Annotated in this window: 16 protein-coding genes; 6 read left to right on the top strand and 10 right to left on the bottom strand. The window is 72.0% G+C overall.

Annotated features, from left to right (window positions below; translation table 11 throughout):
• Positions 1–92 precede the first annotated feature (92 nt).
• The 4 genes from ACGF5T_RS24790 to ACGF5T_RS24805 form a co-directional block, all read right to left on the bottom strand.
• The gene (locus ACGF5T_RS24790; protein WP_366767494.1) at positions 93–3,476 is read right to left on the bottom strand and encodes a CARDB domain-containing protein; all 3,384 of its coding nucleotides are present in this window, start codon (positions 3,474–3,476) and stop codon (positions 93–95) included.
• Between the two features lie 375 nt (positions 3,477–3,851).
• Positions 3,852–5,297: an argininosuccinate synthase gene (argG, locus tag ACGF5T_RS24795; RefSeq protein ID WP_361010619.1), complete on the bottom strand. Its 1,446-nt coding sequence runs from the start codon at positions 5,295–5,297 to the stop codon at positions 3,852–3,854.
• Between the two features lie 45 nt (positions 5,298–5,342).
• Positions 5,343–6,782, bottom strand: a complete 1,440-nt coding sequence (locus ACGF5T_RS24800; protein WP_366767556.1) for an NAD-dependent succinate-semialdehyde dehydrogenase — start codon at positions 6,780–6,782, stop codon at positions 5,343–5,345.
• A 20-nt stretch (positions 6,783–6,802) separates the two neighbouring features.
• Positions 6,803–8,071, bottom strand: coding sequence for an aminotransferase class III-fold pyridoxal phosphate-dependent enzyme (locus ACGF5T_RS24805; RefSeq protein ID WP_366767495.1), 1,269 nt, complete (start codon positions 8,069–8,071; stop codon positions 6,803–6,805).
• A gap of 223 nt (positions 8,072–8,294) precedes the next feature.
• Here ACGF5T_RS24805 and ACGF5T_RS24810 point away from each other — a divergent pair, with 223 nt between their 5' ends.
• A complete protein-coding gene (locus ACGF5T_RS24810) occupies positions 8,295–9,968 on the top strand; it encodes a PucR family transcriptional regulator ligand-binding domain-containing protein (RefSeq protein WP_366767496.1) in 1,674 nt (557 codons plus the stop codon).
• Positions 9,969–10,051: 83 nt separating this feature from the next.
• Here the strand turns inward: ACGF5T_RS24810 and ACGF5T_RS24815 are convergent, their stop codons facing one another.
• Entirely contained in the window at positions 10,052–10,684 is a 633-nt protein-coding gene (locus ACGF5T_RS24815; protein ID WP_356606897.1) for a DUF6629 family protein, read from the bottom strand.
• Between the two features lie 244 nt (positions 10,685–10,928).
• Between ACGF5T_RS24815 and ACGF5T_RS24820 the strand changes: the two genes are divergently transcribed.
• Positions 10,929–11,501 carry a dihydrofolate reductase family protein gene (locus tag ACGF5T_RS24820; protein WP_366767497.1) on the top strand — a complete coding sequence of 191 codons (573 nt, stop codon included), beginning with the start codon at positions 10,929–10,931 and terminating at the stop codon, positions 11,499–11,501.
• 85 nt (positions 11,502–11,586) lie between these two features.
• On the opposite strand, the gene ACGF5T_RS24825 is transcribed toward ACGF5T_RS24820, so the two are convergent.
• From ACGF5T_RS24825 to ACGF5T_RS24840, 4 genes are read right to left on the bottom strand one after another with little or no spacing between them, the layout of a single operon-like run.
• Entirely contained in the window at positions 11,587–13,971 is a 2,385-nt protein-coding gene (locus ACGF5T_RS24825; RefSeq protein WP_366767498.1) for a glycoside hydrolase family 3 N-terminal domain-containing protein, read from the bottom strand.
• Positions 13,968–14,786: a carbohydrate ABC transporter permease gene (locus ACGF5T_RS24830; protein WP_356606891.1), complete on the bottom strand. Its 819-nt coding sequence runs from the start codon at positions 14,784–14,786 to the stop codon at positions 13,968–13,970. The genes ACGF5T_RS24825 and ACGF5T_RS24830 overlap by 4 nt, the downstream gene beginning before the upstream one ends.
• Positions 14,783–15,739: a sugar ABC transporter permease gene (locus ACGF5T_RS24835; protein WP_356606889.1), complete on the bottom strand. Its 957-nt coding sequence runs from the start codon at positions 15,737–15,739 to the stop codon at positions 14,783–14,785. The genes ACGF5T_RS24830 and ACGF5T_RS24835 overlap by 4 nt, the downstream gene beginning before the upstream one ends.
• Before the next feature lie 10 nt (positions 15,740–15,749).
• A complete protein-coding gene (locus tag ACGF5T_RS24840; protein WP_361010606.1) occupies positions 15,750–17,054 on the bottom strand; it encodes an extracellular solute-binding protein in 1,305 nt (434 codons plus the stop codon).
• A 441-nt stretch (positions 17,055–17,495) separates the two neighbouring features.
• Here ACGF5T_RS24840 and ACGF5T_RS24845 point away from each other — a divergent pair, with 441 nt between their 5' ends.
• The 3 genes from ACGF5T_RS24845 (at position 17,496) to ACGF5T_RS24855 (ending at position 21,470) form a co-directional block, all read left to right on the top strand.
• Positions 17,496–18,407: a LysR family transcriptional regulator gene (locus ACGF5T_RS24845; protein WP_356606885.1), complete on the top strand. Its 912-nt coding sequence runs from the start codon at positions 17,496–17,498 to the stop codon at positions 18,405–18,407.
• A 118-nt stretch (positions 18,408–18,525) separates the two neighbouring features.
• A complete protein-coding gene (hisD, locus tag ACGF5T_RS24850; protein ID WP_366767499.1) occupies positions 18,526–19,887 on the top strand; it encodes a histidinol dehydrogenase in 1,362 nt (453 codons plus the stop codon).
• Positions 19,888–20,018: 131 nt separating this feature from the next.
• Positions 20,019–21,470, top strand: a complete 1,452-nt coding sequence (locus ACGF5T_RS24855; RefSeq protein WP_366767500.1) for an amino acid permease — start codon at positions 20,019–20,021, stop codon at positions 21,468–21,470.
• A 22-nt stretch (positions 21,471–21,492) separates the two neighbouring features.
• On the opposite strand, the gene ACGF5T_RS24860 is transcribed toward ACGF5T_RS24855, so the two are convergent.
• Entirely contained in the window at positions 21,493–22,491 is a 999-nt protein-coding gene (locus ACGF5T_RS24860) for a LacI family DNA-binding transcriptional regulator (protein WP_356606879.1), read from the bottom strand.
• A 199-nt stretch (positions 22,492–22,690) separates the two neighbouring features.
• Here ACGF5T_RS24860 and ACGF5T_RS24865 point away from each other — a divergent pair, with 199 nt between their 5' ends.
• Positions 22,691–23,830, top strand: a complete 1,140-nt coding sequence (locus tag ACGF5T_RS24865) for a hypothetical protein (RefSeq protein ID WP_366767501.1) — start codon at positions 22,691–22,693, stop codon at positions 23,828–23,830.
• The last annotated feature ends 1 nt before the right edge of the window (position 23,831 follow it).

The raw sequence follows: 23,831 nt of genomic DNA on the forward strand, positions 1-23,831 counted from the left end.
GTGCTCCGCGTCGCCGGGCGGTCAGGGTGTCGGTCCCCTACTGTTCGGTCCTCTCCTACTGGTTGGTCCTCTACCGGTACGGGTGGACCCTCCTACTGATTGATCTTGAACTGGGAGCCCGGCTCGATCAGGACGTCGCCGTCCCGCGAGTTGGTGATGGTGACGTTCGTCAGCGTCGCGCTGCCGCGGGCGCCGCTCATCGCGAGGATGCCGGAGCCGTTGTTGGACCTGTCGATGCGGACGTTCTGGATCTTCACGTCCGGCATCGCGCCGCCTCCCGTCTTGAACTGGATGCCGTCGTAGGTCGAGTCGAGGATCTCGGTGTCCCTGATGGTCACGCCCGGGATGTCCTGGCCCTGGGCGAAGAGGGTGATGGCCCCGAACTCCTGGTCCTCGTTCCAGAAGGCGCCGCCCGTGCGGTGCAGGGCGTTGCCCGCGATGAGGGTCTGCCCGGAGAAGGGCAGCGGGTCGTGGTCGGTGGCCAGCATGATGCCCGGGTAGTTCATGGTGTCGGAGATGACGTTGTTCTCGATGGAGTTGCCGTAACCGCCGTACACCGCGATGCCGTTGGCCCGCCAGGGCAGCTGGATCGTGTTGTTGCGGAAGTGGTTGTCGTGGCCGACGTCCACCGAGGTGTCCTTCACGTACTTGCTGGCCCACACGGCGAGCGCGTCGTCGCCGGTGTTGCGGAAGGACGAGTTGTGGACGGTGGAGTTGCGGGTGCCGTTGGCGAAGTTGATGCCGTCGGCGTAGGTGTTGCGGATGCGCATGCCGGTGAACTCAAGGCCGTCACCGGGGCCCCACAGTTCGGGGATGTTGGAGTAGTCGCGGCCGGCCCAGACGCCGACGTTGGCGTGCTCGATCCACACGTTGCTGATTTTGGTGCCCTTGCCGAAGCGGCCGTTGAGCCCGACGCCGCCCTCGTGGTTGCCGTCGCCGCCGCGGATGGTGCCGGAGCCGAGGATGGCGAGGTCGGAGATCTGGGTGTTGTGGTCGATGTCGAAGCCGAAGTTGCCCTCGTGCGGGTGGTTGATGCCGCCGGCCTCGTGCGGCGGGGTCAGGGTGTAGAGCTGGGAGTGCCACATGCCCGCGCCGCGGACGGTGACGTCCCGGATGCCGACCTGGTTGTGCTGACCGCGGTTCTGCGGGTCGTCTGTGAGGATCTTCTGTTCCTGGCGCCACTGTCCGGCGGGGATCCACACGCAGGGGATCTGGCCGTTCTGGTCGGCGGTGACGGCGCGCTGGATGGCGTCCGTGTCGTCGAGTCCGTCGCCGGGGACGGCTCCGTACTCCGTGATCGAGACGCAGTTCGCCGGCTTGGCGGCGGGGGGCGCGACCTGCTCCAGGTCGATCAGGTCGACGACGTAGTAGGCGGCGGTGTCGCCCGCGTCCCGCTGGAGGCGGAACTGGGTGCCCTGCGGGAAGGTCCGGTTCAGCAGGGCGTGGGACTCGTCGAAGAGCCGCCGCGCGTCGCCGCCGGGCCGGTTGGTGAGGCCCTCGGGGTCGTCGGTGGTGCCGTACAGCCAGCTGTGCTTGGACGACAGGGTCAGCTTCTGCACGAAGGCGCCGTCCGCGTAGAGGCTGAGGGTGGCTTCCGTTCCGCCGCCGCCGGGGGCGTCGGGGATGGAGTTGCGGACCACGATGGAGTTGGTGGACGTGGTCGAGGTGAACTCGACGTACTGGCCGGTCGAGTTGAGCCGGACCGACTTGCGGCCCGAGGACTCGGAGCCGAAGTTGGTGTGCCCGAAGGTGCGCTCGGCGTCGGCGGTGACCAGGGTGCCGTTGGTGCGGCCGTCCTCGGCCTCGTACTCGGTGTAGGGCACGGCGGCGCCGCGGCCGACGACGAGGGACTTGGCGAGCACGTTGTTGTTCTCGTTGGTCTCGGCGACGACGCCCGTGGCGTCGGCGGTCGCGGTCAGCGTGACGCCGCCGCCGGTCGCCGTCCAGGTGCCGTTGACCGGCACGTCGACCGTGGCGCCGGCCGCGATCTGACCGGTGGTGCCGTTGAGGGTGGTGGAGCCCGCCTGGAGACGGGTCACCGAGCCCGCGGCGGCGGCGCTGGTGCCGCGGTTGTGCACGGCGACGGTGAAGGAGACCTGGGCGCCCACGGCCGGGGCGGCCGGGTTGGTGGTGAGGGAGGTGACCTCCAGGTCGGGGCCCGGTGCCCGGTCGACGACCAGCCTGTTCGCGGCCGTGCGGCTGTTGTTGGTGTCGTCCAGCTCGGCGACGGTCCCGCGGGGGTCGACCACGGCGCCCACCGCATAGCTGCCGGCGGTGTGGGTGCCGGTGGAGACGGCTACCTGGGCGGACTGGCCGGGGTCGAGCGCGGGGACGGCGGCGCTGCCCGCGACCGCGCCCTCGACGGTGACCTCGGTGGTGGTGGCGGCCGAGCGCGCGGTACCGGCGTTGCGCACCGTGGTGTTCACGGTGACCGCGTCGCGCTCGCTGGGCGCGGCCGGCGTCCAGGCGAGGCCGGTGACCGTGAGGTCGGGCGCGGGGGCGGCGGTGCCGACGACCTGGAACTCGGCGACCTGGCCGCCGCCGGCGCCGGTGTTGGAGAAGAACCGCAGCCGTACGTCGGCCACCTGGGCGGTGACGGGGATGCTCACCGTGTTGCCGGTGCCGGGGCTGAAGGAGTAGTCGGCGCGGGCGCGCAGCGAGGTGAAGTCGCTCGCGCCCTGCTTGCGGCCGAGGACCTGGATGCCCTGGGTGCGGGCGCCCCACGCGGCGTCCGGGTTCAGCTTGACGACGACGCCGCTGACGTCCGCGTCGGCGCCGAGTTTGACGGTGAGGTCGGCGGGCTGGCCGGCGGCCTCCCAGTAGGTGGAGGTGGAGTCGTCGGTGGCGTTGGCGGCGACGTAGTTCTGGGTGGTCGAGGTGGCTTCGACGGGCTTGTTGCGGGCGAGGTTGGTGCCGGTGGGCGGCGGGCCGGTGTCGACGTCCTCGCCGTACACCTCCAGCTCGGACAGCTGGGCCGCGTTCCAGCCGGTGTTGCCGGTGACGTCGACGCGGACGTAGCGGGCGTCGGACGCGGCGGCGAGGTCGATGGCGACCGTGTTGGCCTGGCCCGGGCTGAAGGCACGCGCGGCGGAGGCGGCCAGCGTGCGGAAGGTGGAGCCGTCGGTGCTGCCCCGGAGGGAGAGGCTCTGGGTGCGGCTCTCCCAGCCGGTGGGCAGTTTGAGGACCACCCGGTCGACCTCGCGGGCGGTGCCGAGATCGACCTGCACCCACTGCGGGAAGGAACCGGCCGGGCCCTCCCAGTAGGTCGCCTGGGTGCCGTCGGTGGTGTTGCCGGCCGGGTAGGCGCCGTGCGAACCGCCTGCCGTGGCCGGGCGGCCGAGGGCGAGGTTGACGTCGGCGGCGGGCGCCGCGGCCCGGGCGGTGGCCGCGAACGGCAGCGGGAGCAGCCCGACCGTCATCAGCCCGGCCACGACGGCGCCCGTCAGCGGCCGTCGGCCAGGGGATCTCCATCTCATGGGGGTCCTCATGTTCCGTGGGGAGGCGTGGAGCACGACAGGCCGGTGAGACAGGGAGGACACCGACCGTGCGCGCCAATTGAGCAGGACAGTCGATTCTTTGCGGAAAGTGCGTCATCAGATTTCTAGTACGTCACCGCTTTGTCAACGGTCCCCGCTACGACGGGATTTGGCCCGTAACACGCTTGCGTGGCTTGCACACTTCTTGCGTACGCGGTGAGCTGGAAAAAGGGCGTGATACGGCAGAGAGAGCGATGCGGGAAGCTCGTATCGAACGCAAGTCGTGCACCGACATGAGAAACAGAAGGGCCGGCCCGACACCCTCAGGTGTCGGGCCGGCCCTTGCCGGTCGAGGAGCCCTCCGGGGCGCCTCGGTCAGTCCGTGCCGAACTCCATGGCGGCGCGGTCGAGCAGCTCGTCGTCACCGGAGACCTCGCCGCGGGAGGCGATGGCCTCGGCGCCGCCCTCCGGCATGGCGCCGATCAGCCCGGTCGCCGCGGCCTGGGCCGCGCCGATGGCGGGGTTGGCGCTGCCGATCAGGCCGAGGCCGGCGTACTGCTCCAGCTTGGCGCGGGAGTCGGCGATGTCGAGGTTGCGCATGGTGAGCTGGCCGATCCGGTCCACCGGCCCGAACGCGGAGTCCTCGGTGCGCTCCATGGACAGCTTGTCCGGGTGGTAGCTGAACGCCGGGCCCGTGGTGTCGAGGATCGAGTAGTCCTCGCCGCGCCGCAGCCGCAGCGTGACCTCGCCGGTGACCGCCGAGCCGACCCAGCGCTGCAGGGACTCCCGGATCATCAGCGACTGCGGGTCGAGCCAGCGGCCCTCGTACATCAGCCGGCCCAGCCGCCGCCCCTCGCTGTGGTACTGGGCGAGGGTGTCCTCGTTGTGGATGGCGTTGACGAGGCGCTCGTACGCCGCGTGCAGCAGGGCCATGCCCGGGGCCTCGTAGATACCGCGGCTCTTGGCCTCGATGATCCGGTTCTCGATCTGGTCGGACATGCCCATGCCGTGCCGGCCGCCGATGGCGTTGGCCTCCATCACCAGGTCGACCGGGGAGGCGAACTCCTTGCCGTTGACCGTCACCGGGCGGCCCTGGTCGAAGCCGATCGTGACGTCCTCGGCGGCGATCTCGACCGACGGGTCCCAGAACCGGACGCCCATGATGGGCTCCACGGTCTCCACGCCGGTGTCCAGGTGTTCGAGGGTCTTGGCCTCGTGGGTGGCGCCCCAGATGTTGGCGTCGGTGGAGTACGCCTTCTCCGTCGAGTCCCGGTAGGGGAGGTCGTGGGCGAGGAGCCACTCCGACATCTCCTTGCGGCCGCCCAGCTCGGTCACGAAGTCCGCGTCCAGCCAGGGCTTGTAGATCCTCAGCTGCGGGTTGGCGAGCAGCCCGTACCGGTAGAACCGCTCGATGTCGTTGCCCTTGAACGTGGAGCCGTCGCCCCAGATCTGGACGTCGTCCTCGAGCATCGCGCGGACCAGCAGCGTGCCCGTGACGGCACGGCCCAGCGGCGTGGTGTTGAAGTAGGCGCGCCCGCCCGAGCGGATGTGGAACGCCCCGCAGGTGAGCGCGGCCAGGCCCTCCTCGACCAGCGCCGCGCGGCAGTCGACCAGGCGCGCGATCTCGGCGCCGTAGGTCCGGGCACGGTCGGGCACCGAGGCGATGTCGGGCTCGTCGTACTGGCCGATGTCGGCGGTGTACGTGCAGGGGACGGCGCCCTTGTCACGCATCCACGCGACCGCGACCGAGGTGTCGAGGCCGCCCGAGAAGGCGATACCGACGCGCTCGCCGGTGGGAAGGGAGGTGAGGACCTTGGACATAGGAAGAGTATGCATCATGACGCATGATCATGCAAAGACGGATGGTCACCGCATCGGGATCGCGACGTACTGGTACTCCAGGAACTCCTCGATGCCCGCCTTTCCGCCCTCGCGGCCGAGCCCGGACTGCTTGACACCGCCGAAGGGCGCGGCCGGGTTGGAGACGAGGCCGGTGTTGAGGCCGACCATGCCGGCCTCCAGGCGTTCGCTGACGCGCAGGGCCCGGGCGAGGCCCTCGGTGAAGACGTAGCCGACGAGCCCCCAGGGGGTGTCGTTGGCGCGCCGTACGACCTCGTCCTCGTCGTCGAAGGTGAGGATGGCCGCCACGGGGCCGAAGATCTCCGTGCTGGTCAGACGGCTGTCCGGCCGGACGTCGGTGAGGACCGTGGGGGGATAGAACCAGCCGGGGCCCTCGGGCGTACGGCCTCCGACGAGGACCCGGGCGCCGCGCTCCACCGCGTCGGCCACGAGGTCCTCCACCTTGGCCCGCCCGGCGGCGTCGATGAGCGGGCCCACGTCGACCCCGTCCCGGGTGCCGGGCCCGACGACGAGCGCCGCCATCCGCCGGGCGAGGCGCCGCGCGAACTCCTCGGCCACCGACCGGTGGACGAAGAAGCGGTTCGCGGCGGTGCACGCCTCGCCCATGTTGCGCATCTTGGCGATCATCGCGCCGTCCACGGCCACGTCCAGGTCGGCGTCGTCGAAGACGATGAAGGGCGCGTTGCCGCCCAGCTCCATCGAGGCGCGCACCACCGTGTCGGCGCACTGGGCGAGCAGCAGGCGGCCGACCCGGGTGGAGCCGGTGAAGGACAGCTTGCGGATGCGTCCGCCGCGCAGCAGCGGCTCGCAGACCTCCCCCGCCCGGGAGGTGGTGACGACGTTGAGCACCCCGTCCGGCAGCCCGGCCTCCTGGAGGACCGCGGCGAGGGCGAGGCTGGAGAGCGGGGTCTGCGGCGCCGGTTTGAGCACCGTCGTGCAGCCGGCCGCGAGCGCCGGGCCGAGCTTGCGGGCGCCCATGGCCAGCGGGAAGTTCCACGGGGTGATCAGCAGGCAGGGCCCGACGGGGCGCCGGGAGAGCAGCATGCGGTGGCGTCCGTCGGGGAGGACGCCGTGGTCGCCGTCGACGCGCACGGCCTCCTCCGAGAACCACCGGAGGAACTCGGCGGCGTAGGCCACCTCCCCCCTGGCCTCCGCCAGGGGTTTGCCCATCTCGGACGTCATCAGCCGGGCGAACGCCTCGGCACGGTCGAGGAGGATCTCGTGCGCGCGGCGCAGGATCTCGCCGCGGGCCCTGGGTGCCGTGCCGGCCCACCCCTCCTGCGCCCGCACCGCCGCGTCCTCGGCGAGCCGGGCGTCCTTGGGGCCGGCGTCGGCGACCCGGCCGAGGATGCCGCCGGTGGCCGGGTCGTCCACCGCCAGGGTGGCGCCGTCGGCGGCGTCCGTCCAGGTCCCGCCGATGAGGAGCCGCGTCGGTGTGCCGGCCACGGCGCCCCCGCCTGCCGCGTTCACCGCTCCACCGGCCCCGAGGTGCCGGCCTCGACGGCGGCCGACCAGGCACGGAGTCCGTCGTCGACGGCGGACGCGTCGATCACCAGGGCCGGGATCATCCGCACCACCTGGTTCCAGGCCCCGCAGAGCAGCAGGAGCAGCCCTTCGTCGACGGCGGCGCGTTGGACCCGCGCGGCGGTCTCCGGGTCCGGGCCGCCGTCCTCGGTGACGAACTCGCTGGCCAGCATCAGCCCCGTGCCCCGCACGTCCCCGATGGCCGGCGTGCGGGCGGCGACCGTCTCCAGCCCCGCGCGCAGCCGCGCGCCCATCGCCTCGGCGTTCTCGACGAGCTTCTCGTCCCGGACGACGTCGAGCGTGGCGCAGGCCGCCGCGCAGGCCACCGCGTTGGCGCCGTACGTGCCGCCCTGCGAGCCCGGCCAGGCCCTGCGCATCAGCTCCTCGGGGGCGGCGATGGCGGACAGTGGGAACCCGCTGGCCAGCCCCTTGGCGGTGACGAGGACGTCGGGGGCGACGCCGAAGTGCTCGTGGCCCCAGAAGCGGCCGGTGCGGCCCACGCCGGTCTGCACCTCGTCCAGGATCAGCAGGAAGCCGTGCCGGTCCGCCCGTTCCCGCAGGCCCTCCATGAAGGCGCGGGTCGCGGGCACGTACCCGCCCTCGCCGAGCACCGGTTCGACGATGACGGCGGCGGTGTCGGCGGGCGAGGAGACGGTCTGGAGGGTGTAGTCGAGTTCCTGGAGGGCGAAGCGGGTGGCGGTCTCCTCGTCCCAGCCGTAGCGGAAGGCCGTCGGGAAGGGGGTGACGACCACGCCGCTCATCAGCGGGGAGAAACCGGACCGGAAGCGGGTGCCGGAGGTGGTCATGGAGGCGGCGGCCACCGTCCGTCCGTGGAAGCCCCCGTGGCACACCAGCACGTTGGGCCGGCCGGTGGCCTGGCGGGCCAGGCGCAGCGCCGCCTCCACCGCCTCGCTGCCGGAGTTGGTGAAGAAGAGGCTGTCCAGGGCGGCGGGCAGGACCTCGCCGAGCCGGTCGACGAGGCGCCGCAGCGGCTGGTGCATGACGGTCGTGTACTGGCCGTGGATCAGGGTGCCCACCTGTTCCCGGGCGGCGGCCACGACTCTGGGGTGGCAGTGCCCGGTGCTGGTGACGCCGATGCCGGCGGTGAAGTCCAGATAGCGGCGGCCGTCCTCGCCGTGGAGGTGGACGCCCTCGCCCCGGACGGCCACCACGGGCGTGGCCTGGCGAAGGTGCGGCGACAGTGCGGTCATGCTCGTCTCCCGGCCTGCTCGTCGGTCTGCTGCGGCGTCCCGAGCCTTCCCTCGGCCCGGGGACCGGCAACGCGTGATCTGTCCGGCCGAGGGGCGGTATCCGGACGATGTGTCAACCGCTCCGTCCCCGTCACGCCCCTGGTGTGCGCCCCGTCCGCCGCACCGGCGCCCTTGCGCAGGTCAGCAACGGCTTGTCACAGTGACGGGGGCGCAGGGAGGCACCGTGAGCGAGAACCAGCGCAGGGCCCCGGCCCCCGAGGGCCGTCCGCTCACCGTGGCCGACGTGCTGGCGCTGCCGGTCCTGGCCGGGGGGTGCCCCAGGGTGGTGACCGGACCGGACGGGGTCGACCGCCCGGTCCGCTGGGTCCACATCACCGAACTGACCGACCCCGCCTCCTTCCTCAAGGGCGGCGAACTCGTCCTCACCACCGGCATGCCCCTGCCCGACGACCCCGCCGGGGTGCGCCGCTACGTGGACGAACTCGCCGCCGTCGGTGCCGCGGCCCTGGTCCTCGAACTCGTCCGCCGCTACCACCGGCCGCCCGACGCCCTCGTGCTCGCCTGCCGGGCACGCGGTCTGCCCCTGGTCACGCTCGCCAGGGACGTCAACTTCCTGGAGGTCACCCAGGTCGTCCACACCCTGCTCCTCGGCCACCAGGCGGACGCGATGCGCAGGACGCAGCGTGTCCACGAGGCGTTCACCGCCCTCACCCTGCGGGGCGCCGGCCCCGAGGAGCTGCTGCGCGTCGCGGCGGAGACGAGCGGACACACGGTCGTGCTGGAGAACCTGGTCCACCGGGCGCTGCTCTGCGCGGTCCCGGGCGGCCCGGCGGAATCCGCGCTCACCGACTGGGAGCGGCGCTCGCGGGCCACCGTCCGTACGGACGGCGAGGACCGCGAGCACCGCGAGAATGACGCGGGCGAAGTGGGTGTCCGCGGCCCCGAGGGGTGGCTCGTGGCCCCGGTGGAGTACCGGGGCGAGCGGTGGGGACGCGTGGCCATGCTCCCCGGCCCGTCCGGTACCGTCCCGGTGCCGGACTTCGGGCCCGAGGATGTCACCGTGCTGGAGCGGACCGCGATGGCCCTCACCATCGCCCGCCTCACCCACCCCACGTCCTGGGAGCGCACGGCGCACCGCGGTGCCCTGCGCGATCTGGTGGAGCAGCGCTACCGCTCCCCCGCCGAGGCGCACGCCCGGATCACGGCCCTGGGGCTGCCCACGCGGGACTCCCGCTTCGTCGCCGCGGTCGTGGACGTGCCGGCGGCGCGGGACACCGCGCGCACCGAGGACCTCCTCTCGCGGGAGGTGGGCGTCTCGGGCGCCCCGGCGCTCGTCGGCCTCCTCGCCCCCACCCGCCTCGGGGTGCTGCTGGCGCTGCGTCCGTCGCAGCCCTGGCGGCCGGTGGTGGAGCGGCTGAGCCGCGCCGCGCTCGACCCGGCCCCGGGCACCGCCGTGAGCGTCGGCACCCCGGCCTCCGACCTGGCCGGCGTGCCCCGCTCGTTCCGGGAGGCGACCCGGGTGGCGGAGGCCACCGAGCCCGGCCAGGCGCTCCCGCCGGACCGCTCCTTCCACGAACGGTGCGACATCGGCCTGCGCCGGCTGCTGTTCGCGCTCCGCGACGACCTCCGCGTCCAGGAGTACGCGGAGCGGCAGCTGGGGCCGCTCCTCGACCACGACGCCCGGCACGGCACGCACCTCCTGGCGACCCTGCGCGGGTACCTGGACGCCGCCGGCAACAAGACCGTCGCCGCCCGCGCCGGCGGTCTGTCCCGGGAGACGGTCTACCAACGGCTGCGCGCGATCGAACGGCTCCTCGGCCGCGACCTGGAATCCGGTGCGCAGCGCACCGAACTGCATGTGGCGCTGCAGGCGCTGGACGCGCTGCGGGGCCGCTGATCCCGTCACGGGGGGGGCGAGCGGCCCGGTCACGACACGGGGAACGGGTCACGGCACGGTCCGGCCCGGCCCGTGACGTCCCGTCACGAAGGGCGGACGGCCGGTCTCGTCCGGCGCCCGTTCACCCAGCCGAGGAGGACCACCGAGCACACCGCGGCGAACGCGCACCAGGTGGAGACGAACTCCAGCCGCCACACCCCCCAGCAGACCAGCGCCCCCGCGGCGATGACCGCCCCCAGCCGGCGCAGGCCGCGGTCACCGGACAGCAGCAGGGAGCCGACCGTGGCCACCAGGTAGCCCGCGATCAGCGGCGGGGCGTGCGGCAGGTCCACCACGTAGCCGACGGTGCGACCGCGGACCTCCGCCAGCACCGGACGGGTGGCCAGCACGTAGGCGAGCACCGTCGCCGTCACGGCTCCCACGGCCAGCGGCACGAGCAGCCGGCGCCGCGCACCGGGCGGGACGGCGCAGAGCACCGCCGCCGGCAGCCACAGCGCGAGCAGGGGAAGGGCGATGACGGTCCAGGCCAGGGTGGCCGGACCGGTGCCGCCGTCCGAGGCCCAGACCGCCGCCTCGACCATCTGGTGCACGCCGAGCAGCAGGGGGAGCGCGGCCAGCGGAAGGTCACGGGCCCGGCCCGCCCGCACCACGCAGGCCACCCCGACGGCGGTGATCCCGGCACCCGCGACCAGGTCGGCCTCCGCGCTCCAGCACATCTCTGCGTCCTCGGTTCGGCCGACGGGCCCTCCATCCTCACCGACCGGGTGCGCCACGTGGTGGAGGCGGCCGAGGACGCGCTGAGGAGGATCACCGGGTCACCGTGCCGACGACCTGGTCGGGGGCGGCCGACGCCCCGCCGGTGGGACGCACGGCGCAGGATGTGTCGCGAGGAGCGATGAGTTTCCCCGCCACCGTCGGTCAGAGTTGCAGCAGCCGCACACCAGACCCCGAGGACCTCACATGCGTACCCTGATCAGCACCGCCTTCGTCTCGCTCGACGGCGTGATGGAAGCCCCCGGCGGCGAGCCCGGCTACCGGAACTCCGGGTGGACCGTCGAGCACGTGGACTTCCTCCCCGAGGCGTACGACATCAAGGGCCGCGAGCAGAGCGAGGCCGGCGCGTTGCTGCTGGGCCGGGTGAGCTACGAGGCGTTCAGCAAGGTGTGGCCGGGCATGGAGGAGTTCACCGGGTACAAGGCGATGCCGAAGTACGTCGTCTCCTCCACCCTCTCCGAGGACGCACTGGTCACGGACTGGAACGAGACCACGATCCTGCGCTCGCTCGACGAGGTCGCCGCGCTCAAGGAGACCGAGGGCGGCCCGATCATCGTCCACGGCAGTGCCACACTCAACCACGGCCTGTCGGACGCCGGCCTGATCGACCGCTACCACCTGCTCGTCTTCCCGGTGCTGCTCGGCGCGGGCAAGCGGCTGTTCAGCGCCACGGACAAGGACGCACAGAGGCTGAAGCTGGTCGAGTACGAGGCCTACGCCAACGGCCTGCAGAAGAACGTGTTCGACGTCGTCCGCTGACCGGGCGCCGACCGGCCGAAGGCCAGGCCCCCGGCGGCGCGGGCGGTGCCCCCGGCGGCACCGCTCGCGACGTCGGCGTCGGGTGTCAGACGCCGGTGCCCTCCCCCTCCTCCTCGAAGACCGCGTGCAGGCGCCGCGTGTGGTCGACATGGCGCTCGGAACCGGTGAGGGTGACCGTCGCCGTCAGGCGCGGGTCGGTGCTGGAGGCGGCGAGCCGCAGCTCAAGGCCGCCCGGTTCGACGACGCGCCGTCCGTCGCGGCCGGTGAAGGAGGCGAGGTCGGCCGGGACCGTGACACGCAGCCGCCGGGCCTCGCCGGGCGCGAGCGGCACCCGCGTGTAGCCGACGAGCCGCTGCACCGGCTGGACGACGGTGGCGACCGGGTCGTGCAGGTAGAGCTGGACGACTTCGGTGCCGTGCCGTCGCCCGGTGTTGCGGACGGTGAACGCCAGGGAGAACTCACCGTCGGTGGCCGCTTCCCCGGTGTACGTCACGAGGTCGCTCCAGGCGAACGTGGTGTACGTGAGGCCGTGCCCGAAGCCGAAGGCGGGCGTCGGGTCGATGTTGGACACCTCGCCGGCCTGCGCGAGCCGTGCCCCGAGATAGGTGGCCGGCTGGGCGCCCGCACCGCGCGGCACGCCGACCGGGAGCCGGCCGGAGGGGCTCGTCCGTCCGCTCAGCACCCCGGCGAGGGCGGCGGTGCCCTCCACCCCGGGGAAGAACGACTGGACGATCGCGGCGGACTCCGCCACCGCCCGGCCGAGGGCGTAGGGGCGGCCCGCCAGCAGGATCGTGACGACCGGGGTGCCGGTGTCGAGCAGCACGTCCAGGAGTTGCTGCTGGGCACCGGGCAGCGCCAGCGACTCCACGTCGCAGCCCTCACCGCTGGTGCCGCGGCCGAACAGTCCGGCACGGTCGCCCAGGACGGCGACGACCACATCGGCGTCGCGGGCGGCCCGGACGGCCTCGGGGATGCCGAAGACGTCGCCGTCGTCGACGCCCGTGCCGCGTACGAGGGTGAACTCGGTGTCGGGGAACTCGGCGGCCAGGGTGTCGCGCAGGGTGGGCAGTTCGATGCCGACGGGCGTCGCCGGGTGGTGCACGCCGATGTGCTGGGGGAAGGAGTAGCAGCCCAGTACGGCGGTGGCCTCGTCGGCGTTGGGTCCGACCAGGGCGACGCGGCGCGGCCGGTCGAGCGGCAGGGTGCCGTCGTTGCTCAGCAGCACGACCGCTTCCTCGGCGACCGTGCGGGCCAGCTCGCGGTTGGCGGGCCCGTCCAGGTCGATCCTGCCGCGCAGGGCGTCCAGGTCGTCCAGGTCGGCGCCGGCCAGCGCGGGGGGCACGGGGTCCCAGCCCGGGTCGAGCAGGCCGAGCGCCGCCTTCTGGGTGAGGACCCGGCGCAGCGCGCGGTCGATCAGCTTCTCCGGTATCCGGCCGGCCGTGACGGCCTCCACCAGGGGCGCGCCGAACGTCTTGACGGTGGGCAGTTCGATGTCGACACCCGCGCGCAGCGCGGCGCCGGCGGCGCCGGCCCAGTCGGCGGCGATGCCGTGCAGCGTCCTGAGGAAGGCGATGCCGAAGTAGTCGGCGACGACCGTGCCCTCGAAGCCCCAGGTCTCCCGCAGCAGCCCGGTGAGCAGTTCCTCGTCGGCCGCGGCGGGTACCCCGTCGGTGTCGGTGTAGGCGTGCATCACCGACCGGGCGCCGCCCTCGCGGACGGCCATCTCGAAGGGCGGCAGCAGGACGTCGGCGCGCTCGCGCGGCCCCATGGAGACGGGGGCGAGGTTGCGTCCGGCGCGGGAGGCCGAGTAGCCGACGAAGTGCTTGAGGGTGGCGACGATCCCCGCGTCCTCCAGGCCGCGGACGTAGGCGGTGCCGATGGTGCCGACGAGGTACGGGTCCTCGCCGATGGTCTCCTCGACGCGCCCCCAGCGGGCGTCGCGCACGACGTCCAGGACGGGCGCGAGCCCTTGGTGGACCCCGACGGACCGCATGTCGCGGCCGATGGCGGTGGCCATCCGGTGGACCAGGTCCGGGTCGAAGGTGGCGCCCCAAGACAGCGGGACGGGGTAGGCGGTGGCGCCCCAGGCGGCGAAGCCGGCCAGGCACTCCTCGTGGGCGACGGCGGGGATGCCGAAGCGGTTCGACGCGGCGATGCGGGTCTGCGTGCGCAGCAGGGAGAGCGCGCCGAGCGCCGGGTCGACGGGGGCGGTGCCGAAGGGGCGGGTCAGCTGGCCCAGTCCGCGGGGCAGGAGCGCGTCGAGATCGACGGCCTCCTCCATGTCGTGCTGGTGGGGGGCCACGTCGCCGCCCTCGTCGGACGCGCCGACCCACACGCCGTACAGCTGGGCGATCTTCTCCTCCAGGGTCATCGCGTCGATCAGCGCGGACACCCTGGCGGTGACGGGGTGGGCGGGGTTCTTCCAGAGGGGGACTTCGGGGGCGGTCTCAACGGCCACGTTGTCGATCACTTTCCTCCGACGCCCATCAGGCCCTGGACCAGGGCGCGACGGGCGAACAGGTAGACGAGCAGGATGGGCACCATGGACAGCACCACGGCTCCCAGCAGACCGGGGATGTCGATGCCGTGCGCGGTCTGGAAGTTGTACAGGCCCAGCGTGACCACCTTGGTGGAGTCGGACTGGGTCAGGACGAGCGGGAACAGGAAGCCGTTCCACGCCTGGAGCGCGGAGAACACCACGATGGTGGAGAGTCCGCCGCGGGACAGCGGCACGACGAGCTGGAGGAAGACGCGCCGTTGGCTCGCGCCGTCCATCGCCATGGCCTCGTACAGCTCCGGGGAGATGTCGCGCATGGCGCCGCTGAGGATCAGCGCGGACATCGGCAGGCAGAAGGCCGCCGTGGGCAGGATGACGCCGAGGAGGTTGTCGTACAGCCCGGCCTCGCTGATCAGGTAGAACATCGGCACGATCACGGCCTGGGCCGGGATGGCGAGGCCGAGCAGGAAGAGCCGGAAGATCGCCGACGTGGTTCTGCTGCGGCTGCGGACGATCGCGTAGGCGAGCGGCGGGACGAGCAGCAGCACGATGCCGATCACACAGGCGGTGACGATCAGCGTGTTGAGGAAGTACTGGCCGAAGCCCGAGTCGAAGGCGCCGATGTAGTTGTCCAGCGTGAAGCTGTCCGGGAGGGAGACCGGTCCGTTCTCGGCGTAGTCCTGGCGGGTGCGCAGGGTCGCGGCGAGCATCACGTACAGCGGCAGGCCCACCAGGAGCAGCCAGACGAGCGAGCCGGCACCGGCCAGGTAGTTCGGTCGGCGCCTCATGACACACCCTCCGCGGAGCTGCGCATCTTGTCGTAGCCGGAGACCCGGACGACGATCAGCGAGATGATCGTGGCCGCGACGACCAGGGCCAGGGCGACCGCGGAACCGGTGCCGTAGTCGAAGCTCTTGAAGGCCTTGTCGTACATGTAGTAGGCGCTGATGGTGGTGTCGGTACCGGGTCCGCCCTGGGTCAGGATGAGGACCGTCTCGAACGTGGTCAGACCACCGACGATCATCAGGATCATCGAGGTGATCATGGACGTGCGCAGCTGCGGCAGCGTGATGTGGAAGAACTGCCGGTAGCGGCCCGCCCCGTCGATCTCCGCCGCCTGGTACAGCACCTGCGGGACCGCGCGGGCGGCGCCCTGGTAGATCAGCGTGTGGAACGGGGTGAACTGCCAGGTGCTGACGAACGCCAGCACCCCGATGGCGGTGGCCTGTTCACCGAAGAGGTTGCCGTCGCCGAAGAGCCAGGTGGCGTCCGCGGGGATGCCGAAGTTCGGGTCGAGCAGCGCCCGCCACAGCACGGACACGGCCGTCGCGGACAGGAGCAGCGGGATGAAGTAGATGACCGACAGGACGGCCCGGTTGCGCTGGTGGCCGGCGGCCCAGACGCCGAGCAGGATGCTCAGCGGGGTCTGGAGGACCACGCCTAGCACGGTCAGCAGCAGGGTCAGCCAGATGCTCTTGAGCATCACCGGGTCGTCGATGAGGCGCGACCAGTTGTCCGTGCCGACGAACTCGGGCGAGCTGATCCCGTCCCAGCTCATGAAGGACAGCACCGCCACCATGATCAGCGGGACGATCGCGAAGAGGGCGAAGAAGATCGCGGCGGGCAGCGCCCAGGCGAAGCCGGGGCGTCCCACCGTCGTTGCGGACGAGGCGGGCGGCCGCCGCCGGGACTCCTTGCGGGGTCCGGCGGCGGGCCGGGCACTCGTGATCTGTGTGGTCATGAGCCGTTCGTCAGTCGGTCGGGAGGGCCTGCATGGCCTTGACGAAGCCGTCCGTGTCGAGCTGTCCGTTGAAGAACTGCTGGACGGCCTTGTGCAGGTCCGAGCTGGCCTTCTGCGGGTACGCCTGGTCCCAGGAGAGCTGGAACGACGGGGCGTCGGCGACGAGGTCGTACTGGAAGCGCGAGTACTCGGGGGTGCCCGAGCCGTCGATGAACTTGCCGGTGTCGGTCGTGGTCGGCAGGTTGCCGATGTCCAGCTGCGCCTTGACGAACTCGTCGGAGTACATGAGCTTCAGGAACTCGGCGACGGCCTCGGGGTGCTTGGTCTTCTTCATCACCGAGTAGTAGTTGTTGGTGTTGCCGGCGACGTTGGCCGGGTCGCCCTTGCCGCCCTCGACGGCCGGGAAGGCGGTGTACCCGAGGTCCTTCTCGGCGAACTCCGGGTGGTCCGTCAGCTGCTGGGAGTAGTACCAGGAGCCCATCAGCTCGAAGCCGGCCTTGCCCGAGGCCATCAGCTGGACCGAGCCGCCGTTGGTGTACTTGACGGAGTCGTAGTTCTTGCCGAAGGCGCCGGTGTCGACCAGCTCCTTGATCATGTCCAGGGCCTTCTTGCTGTCCGCGCTCTCCCAGGCGCTCTTGTCGCCGCCGACGGCCTTGGCGAACAGCTCCGGCCCGGCGATGCGGTCGTAGAGGTACTGGAACCACATCTGGGTGGGCCAGACGTCGCCGCCGCCGAGCGCGATCGGTGTGACGCCCGCGTCCTTGAGCCTGCCCACCGCCTCGATCAACTCGTCCCAGGTCTTCGGCGGTTGGACGCCGGCGTCTTCGAGGACCTTCTTGTTGTGGAAGAGCAGGACCGGCTGGGTGCCGCGCATCGGGACGCCGTACGGCTTGCCGTCGACGACGGCGCTGTCGAAGACGGACGGCAGGAACTTCGCCTTGAGGTCCGGGTTCTTCTTGATGAAGTCGTCGAGCGGCAGCAGCAGGTCGCCCTTGACGAACGGCTTGATGCTGCCGCCGCCCCAGTTGAAGAAGACGTCCGGAGCCTGCGGGGTGTTGATGATCGTCTGGAGCTTCTGCTGGTAGTCCGCGCCGGGGATGGTGTCGAGGACCGCCTTCACGTCGGACGTCTTGTTGAACGTGTCGACGATTCGCTGCTCGACCTTGTTGCTGGCGTCCCCGTAGACCAGGACATGGATCTTGCCGTCGTCCGACGACGCCCCGCCGTTCCCGTCCCCGCAGGCCGCGAGGCTCAGCGCGAGGGCGAGCGTCGCACCGGTGGCGACCAGTCTGGGCAAGCGCGCACGTGTCTTCATCGTTCGCCTTTCGAATGTTTCGGCGCCATCACCGAAAGTCCATGCTGACGGACAGTAAAGTCAGACGGGATTTGCGGTCAATGGTCGTGCGGGCGCCGACTCAAAACGTTATCGATCGCGCGCCGCTCCCCGGGCTCTGCGCGCGAGGAGGGGCGGAGGACGCACCGCGAGGGGGAGCCGGTCGCGGCGGGCGAAAGGAGCGGGCACCGCACCCCGACAGTTTCGAAGGTCCGCATCGGTCGTTCGGGGGCACCGGGCGCCGCCGGGAACCTCCAGGGCACCTCCGCAGAGGCGGAAACGAAGGACCCCGCCGGACCCCGCCGGGTGCGCGAGCGCGAGGCGGGCGACGACCGGACCGGGGGTCTTCCCTAGAGTGCGGCCATGCCTGGAACCACACCACCCGCCATCGCCCCCGCCCCTGCCCCCCGGCAGGGGGACCGAATGACCCTCAACCAGCTGAGGGCCTTCGTCGAGGCCGAGCGGCTCGGGTCGTTCACCGCCGCCGCCAGGGCCATGGACATCGCCCAGGCGTCGGCCTCGGAGCTGGTCCGCCGTCTGGAGACGGAACTGGACACGGACCTGTTCCTCCGCGGCAGCCGCACGCTGACCCTGACCGCCGCCGGACACGAGCTGCTGCCCTACGCCCAGGAGGCACTGGAGGCGGCCGACAGCGGGGTCCGGGCGGTGCACTCCCTCGGGTCGCTGGGCGGGGGCACCGCCACCTTCGGGGTGCTGCGCAACGCCGACTACTACCTGCTGGCCAACCTCGTGCAGCTGTTCCACGCCCGGTACCCCGCGGTCCGGGTCCGGCTCGTGGGCCAGAACTCGGCCGAGACCGCGGCGGCCGTGGCGGCGGGGCACATCGAGGCGGGCCTGGTCATCCTGCCGATCGACGACGAGGGGCTGGTGGTCACCCCCCTGATGCGCGACGAGGTGCTCTACGTCAGCGCCGACCCGGAACGCACCCGGACCCCGGTGACCATCGAGGCCTTCTCCCGGGCGCCCCTCGTGCTGTACGACGCCCACTACGGCTGGCGGGACCCGACGCGACGACAGATCGCCGAGCGGGCGCAGTTCGCCGGGGTCCGCGTCGAGCCCATGATCGAGATCGAGCACGTGGAGGCGGCACTGAAGCTGGCCGCCGCCGGCGTGGGTGACACGATCGCCAGCCGCGCGGTGATCAGCAGCCCGTCCTTTCCGTCCGGTCTGCACACCGCACCCTTCGAGGAGCCCCTGCACGACACCATCGCGCTCGTCCGGCGCCGGGGCCACCCCCTCTCCCGCGCAACCCGGGAACTGGCCCGCCTCGCCGAGGACACCATCCGCGAGCTCGGCAACGGCTCGTCCGCATGACCGGAGGCACGGCTCCCGACAGGGACAGCCATGGGGAAGGAGTCACAGGGAAAGCCTGTGGTTCGCACAGGAACTGCCCCTCTGGTCCTGTGGCAGCGCCGCGTCTAGCGTCCGGGGTATGCAGATCACGCACGACGAAGCACAGGCCCTCCCGCCCCTGAAGTGGCTCAAGAAGCCGGCGGTCGACGGTCCCCCCGCCCAGCGCGACCCCAAGGTGGTCGAGCGGGTGTCGCAGATGCTCCGGGAGATCGAGCGCAGGGGCATGGACGCGGTCCGCGCCTACGCCCAGGAACTCGACGGCTGGTCCGGTGAGCTGGAGATCGGGCCCAACGAGCTGAAGAAGTCGGGCGACGCCCTGCCCGCCGACGTCCGCACCGCCCTGGAGATGGGCTACGAGCGCACCCACCGCTTCGCCTCGGCCCAGCGCGAGCACCTGACCGACTTCGAGATCGAACTCGCCCCGGGCGTCGCCGGCGGCCAGCGCTACGTCCCGGTCTCCCGGGTCGGCGCCTACCTGCCCGCGGGCCGCTTCCCGCTGCTGGCGAGCGCCTTCATGACCGTGAACGTCGCGAAGACGGCCGGTGTCCCCACCGTCGTGGCGTGCACTCCCCCGTCGGGCGAGCACGGCGCCCATCCGGCGGTGCTCTACGGCGCCTACCTGTCCCGCGCCGACCGCGTCTTCGCCGTCGGCGGTGTCCAGGCCCTGGGCGCGATGGCGTTCGGCCTGCTCGGCGAGGCCCCGGTCGACATGCTGGTGGGCGCGGGCAACGCCTTCGTCACCGAGGCGAAGCGGCAGCTCTTCGGACGCGTCGGGATCGACCTGCTGGCCGGCCCCTCCGAGGTGGCGGTCATCGCCGACGACACGGCCGACCCCGTGTGGGTCGCCGCGGACCTGCTGGGCCAGGCCGAGCACGGGCCCAACTCGCCCGCCGCCCTGATCACCACGTCCGAGAAGCTGGGCCGTGCCGTCGCCGCCGAGATCGAGCGCCAACTGGAGACCCTCACCACCCGGGACATCGCCGGACCGGCCTGGCGGGACTTCGGCTCCGTCATCGTCGTGGGCGACCGCGCCGACGCGGTGGCCGTGGCGGACGTCCTGGGCCCCGAGCACCTGGAGATCCAGACCGGCGACGACGACTACTTCCTGCGGCACCTCACCAACTACGGGTCGCTCTTCATCGGCCCCTGGTCCACCGTCGCCTACTCCGACAAGGGCATCGCCGGGACCAACCACGTCCTGCCGACGGGCAAGACCGCCCGCTACAACGCCGGGCTGTCCGTCTCACGATTCCTCAAGCCCTTGACGTACCAGAGGGCCGTCGAGGAGGGTACGGCTGCGCTGGCCCCCGCCGTCGAGCGGATCTCCGCGTTCGAGGGCCTGGCCGCGCACGGTGCGACCGCGACGCTGCGGATCGACCGTATCGGCCGCAGGTCCGGGGCGTTCGACGCCGTCCCCGAGGCGTTGCGCGACCAGCTCTGAGCCGTTCTCCGGCCCCCGGGACACCGCGCACCGCCGCGCGCCCGGTGTCCCGGGCCCCGGCCCGTCCCCACCCGCCCGACCGAGCATCGTCCTCCGGGAGCCCCGCTCCCCCTCCCCCGAGGATCTCCCCCATGCGCCACCGAACCTCCGCTCCCGGCCCGTCCGACGGGACGGGCACCGCGCTCACCCAGGGCCTCAAGGGCCGGCAGATCACCATGATCTCCATCGGCGGGGTGATCGGAGCCGGTCTCTTCGTCGGCTCCTCCACCGCCGTGGCCACCGCCGGTCCGGCCGTCCTCATCTCCTTCCTGCTGGCCGCCGCCCTGGTGGTGCTGGTCATGCAGATGCTCGGCGAGATGGCCGTCGCCCATCCGGACACGGGCTCCTTCTCCACCTACGCGGACCGCGCGCTGGGCCGCTGGGCCGGGTTCTCGATCGGCTGGCTGTACTGGTGGTTCTACATCCTCGTCATCCCCATCGAGGCCATCGCCGCGGGTGAGGTGATCGCCGGTCTGACCTCGGTGCCCAGCTGGATCCCGGCCCTGGCCATGATCGTCCTGCTGGCGGGCAGCAACCTGCTCGCCGTACGCAACTACGGCGAGTTCGAGTACTGGTTCGCGCTGCTGAAGGTCGTCGCGATCGTGGCCTTCCTCGTCCTCGGACTGCTCGCCGTCCTCGGTGCGCTCCCCGGCTCCGACACCCACGGGGTGGCGAACCTGTGGAGCCACGGCGGCTTCGCCCCCGAAGGCGGGGTGGCCGTCCTCGCCGGTCTGCTCACCGCCATGTTCAGCTTCCAGGGCAGCGAGATCGTCACGATCGCCGCCGCCGAGTCCGAGGAGCCGAAGAAGAACATCAGGAAGGCCGTCCGCGCCGTCGTCTGGCGCCTCGGGCTGTTCTACCTGGGTTCGATCTTCCTGGTGGTCAGTCTCGTGCCGTGGAACTCGGACGCCCTGGCCGCCGGGTCCTACCAGGCGGTGCTCGACCGGATGAACATCCCGGGCGCCGGCCGGATCATGGACGTCGTGCTGGTCGTCGCCGTCAGCAGCTGCCTCAACTCGGCCGTCTACACCGCCTCCCGGATGGCGTTCTCCCTGGCCCGGCGCGGCGACGCACCGGCCGCCCTCGCCGCGACCTCCCCGAACGGGGTGCCGCGCAACGCCGTGGTGGGCTCCACCGTCATCGGCATCGTCGCGGTGATCGCCAACTACCTGCTGCCGAGCGTCTTCACCTACCTCATCGCCTCCAGCGGCGCGATCGCCCTGATGATGTACCTGGTCATCGCACTCACCCAGTACGCGACCCGGCGCAAGCAGGGGCATCCGCCCGAGGTGCGCATGTGGGCCTTCCCCTACCTGACCCTGGCCACGATCGTCTTCATCGCCGGGGTGCTGGTCCTCATGGCCGTACTGCCCGGACACCGGCTCGAACTCTGGCTCTCCCTCGGGCTCGCCGCGGTGCTCGTGGGCGTCGGCGTCCTGCGGCAGCGGGGCGGCCGGCCGGGCGCCGGCACGCCTTCCACGCCTGCCACGCCTGCCAAGGACGAGGCCGCAGCGCGTGCGCGGACGGCAGCGCCCCTCCGGTGAGCGCCCGGGCGGCCCGGACGGCTCAGGCGACGCGGCCGTGCGTGGCCCGCGGTACGAACTCGGTCGGCAGGAGCAGCCGCTCACCGGCAGGGTCGACCTCGTCGTTGATCCGCCGGACCAGCAGCCGGGCCGCCCGACGGGAGAGCTCGCGCAGGTCGTGCCGGACGGTGGTCAGTCGGAACACCTCCCAGGCGGCCATCGGCAGGTCGTCGAAACCGATCACGGTGAGGTCGTCGGGCACCCGCAGCCCGGCCGCCAGGGCGGCGTTCAGCACACCGATGGCGACCACGTCGTTGCCGCAGAAGACGGCCGTGGGCGTCTCCCGCGCGTCGAGCAGGAAGGGCAGGGCGCCGTAGCCGGTGTCGTACTCGAAGGGCCCGCGCACCACGCGGTCCTCGGGGAGTCCGATCCCCGCGTCGGCGAGGGCCAGCCGGAAGCCCAGCTCGCGCTCGCGGCCGGTGGTGGTGTTGGCCGCGCCGAAGACGCCGGCGATCCGCCGGTGCCCGAGTGCGACGAGCTCGCGGGCCACGAGCCGTCCGCCGCCCTCGTTGTCGACGACGGAGGCGTAGTCGCCGCGTCCGCCGGTGTCGCGGTTGAGGAAGACGTAGGGCATCCCCCGCCGGTCCAGCTGGGCCGGCAGACGGGAGTCGGTGGTGGCCGTCGCCAGCACCACGCCGTCCAGGGACTGGTCCAGGAGGTTCTCCTCGGCGACGGCCTCGTCGGACCGCTCCGTCAGGAGCATCATCCGGTAGCCCAGGGCCTCCAGCTCGTCGTGCAGGGGCGCGATCACGTGCGGGTAGAAGGGGTTGGTCAGATCGGTCACGATCACCCCGACACGTCGGGTCGACCGGGTCGACAGGGTGCGTCCCGCCTCGCTGGGCACGTAGTTCAGCGCCCGCGCGGCCCGTCTGACCTTCTCCCGGGTCGCCGCCGACACCCGGGGGTCGTCCCGCAGGGCCCGGGACACCGTGGGCTGCGAGACCCCCGCCAGCCTCGCCACGTCGTGACTCGTGATCGCCATCGGCCCTCTTCCGTCGCCCGCCGCGCCCCTCCGGCGCCGACCTTGCCCAGTATACGTATGTCTACGTTCGGTACGGGCTGACGTCCGGACGCCACCGCGCTCAACTCTCTCGCCAGACGCCCCGCGTTCACCCCCTTGACAACACCCCAGCGACCACCTGTCATGGAATACATACGTATTCACAACCAGGGAGCCCGTCATGCCCGATGTCGTCGTGTCCACCACCGAGCTGGGGCGCCGTACGGTGCGCCGCAGCGACTTCGTCTCCTGCAACCAGGCCTTCATCGACTGCCGCACGCCCGGCTCGGACCGGAAGGAGAACTACGCCATGATCGGGCCGGGCGTCTCGCAGGCCGCCGGCCAGCACGTCAACCTCCGCCTGCCGCACGGCTACAACATCGGCGCGGCGGCGATGCCCCACGGCATCACCAACAACCTGCACCTGCACTACACGGCCGAGGTCTTCGTCTGCACCGAGGGCGAGTTCCTGCTGCGCTGGGGCGCCGACGGAACGGAGGGCGAACTGCCGGTCCGGGCGGGCGACATCGTCTCCGTTCCCACCTGGATCTTCCGGGGCTTCACCAACACGGGGCCGGACAGCGGCTGGCTGTTCACCGTCCTCGGGATGGACGACACCGGCGGCATCATCTGGGGGCCCTCGGTGCTGCGCGAGGCGGAGGGGCACGGCCTGTACCTCACCGCCGACAACGAACTGATCGACACGGTCGCCGGTGACACCGTCCCGCCCGGTGCCGAACTCACCGAGCCGATGCGGCAGGAGCACATCGACCGGCTGCGGCACTACGGCCCGGACGAGATGAGGCGCCGCGTCGCGGCGGCGGACGAGCTGGTGTGGAGCGACCACCCCTTCCTCGACAGCACCCTCCCCGGCGGCGGCGCCCGCCTCAGCTGCGTCATCGGCTTCGGTATGACCGAGGATCCGCACCAGGAGCCCTGCGTCTTCAACCCGCACGGCCACAACGTCGCCTGGCTGCGCGCCGAGCCCGGACAGGGCGTCTCCCTCCACCGGCAGCACGAGACGCAGACCCTGATCGTGAAGGACGGGCTGTGGGAGGTCACGCTCAACCGCACCGACCCCGTCCAGGTCCGCCTGGGCCCGCGCGACATGCTCTCCGTCCCGCAGGACGCCTGGCGGTCCCTGCGCAACGTCGGTGACACGACGGGAGACCTCCTCGTCGTCAACTCCGGTGACGGGCGCGTCCGCCTGGAGTGGGACGAGGAGGTCCTCAAGAGCGCGGCCGACGCCGGCCTGGGCGTCGACCACAACGGGTACGTCGCCCCGTACGCGCTGCTGCCGCGCTCCGCGCGCCGCTGGTGAC

The sequence above is a fragment of the Streptomyces sp. NPDC047853 genome (genome assembly GCF_043204535.1).
Classification (GTDB): Bacteria; Actinomycetota; Actinomycetes; order Streptomycetales; family Streptomycetaceae; genus Streptomyces.

Coding starts and splice junctions, on each gene's coding strand:
- ACGF5T_RS24805 (WP_366767495.1), bottom strand. CDS start 8,071: ATGACCGCACTGTCGCCGCACCTTCGCCAGGCCACGCCCGTGGTGGCC.
- ACGF5T_RS24790 (WP_366767494.1), bottom strand. CDS start 3,476: ATGAGATGGAGATCCCCTGGCCGACGGCCGCTGACGGGCGCCGTCGTG.
- ACGF5T_RS24835 (WP_356606889.1), bottom strand. CDS start 15,739: ATGACCACACAGATCACGAGTGCCCGGCCCGCCGCCGGACCCCGCAAG.
- ACGF5T_RS24815 (WP_356606897.1), bottom strand. CDS start 10,684: ATGTGCTGGAGCGCGGAGGCCGACCTGGTCGCGGGTGCCGGGATCACC.
- ACGF5T_RS24830 (WP_356606891.1), bottom strand. CDS start 14,786: ATGAGGCGCCGACCGAACTACCTGGCCGGTGCCGGCTCGCTCGTCTGG.
- ACGF5T_RS24820 (WP_366767497.1), top strand. CDS start 10,929: ATGCGTACCCTGATCAGCACCGCCTTCGTCTCGCTCGACGGCGTGATG.
- ACGF5T_RS24865 (WP_366767501.1), top strand. CDS start 22,691: ATGCCCGATGTCGTCGTGTCCACCACCGAGCTGGGGCGCCGTACGGTG.
- ACGF5T_RS24860 (WP_356606879.1), bottom strand. CDS start 22,491: ATGGCGATCACGAGTCACGACGTGGCGAGGCTGGCGGGGGTCTCGCAG.
- hisD (WP_366767499.1), top strand. CDS start 18,526: ATGCAGATCACGCACGACGAAGCACAGGCCCTCCCGCCCCTGAAGTGG.
- argG (WP_361010619.1), bottom strand. CDS start 5,297: ATGTCCAAGGTCCTCACCTCCCTTCCCACCGGCGAGCGCGTCGGTATC.
- ACGF5T_RS24855 (WP_366767500.1), top strand. CDS start 20,019: ATGCGCCACCGAACCTCCGCTCCCGGCCCGTCCGACGGGACGGGCACC.
- ACGF5T_RS24840 (WP_361010606.1), bottom strand. CDS start 17,054: ATGAAGACACGTGCGCGCTTGCCCAGACTGGTCGCCACCGGTGCGACG.
- ACGF5T_RS24845 (WP_356606885.1), top strand. CDS start 17,496: ATGACCCTCAACCAGCTGAGGGCCTTCGTCGAGGCCGAGCGGCTCGGG.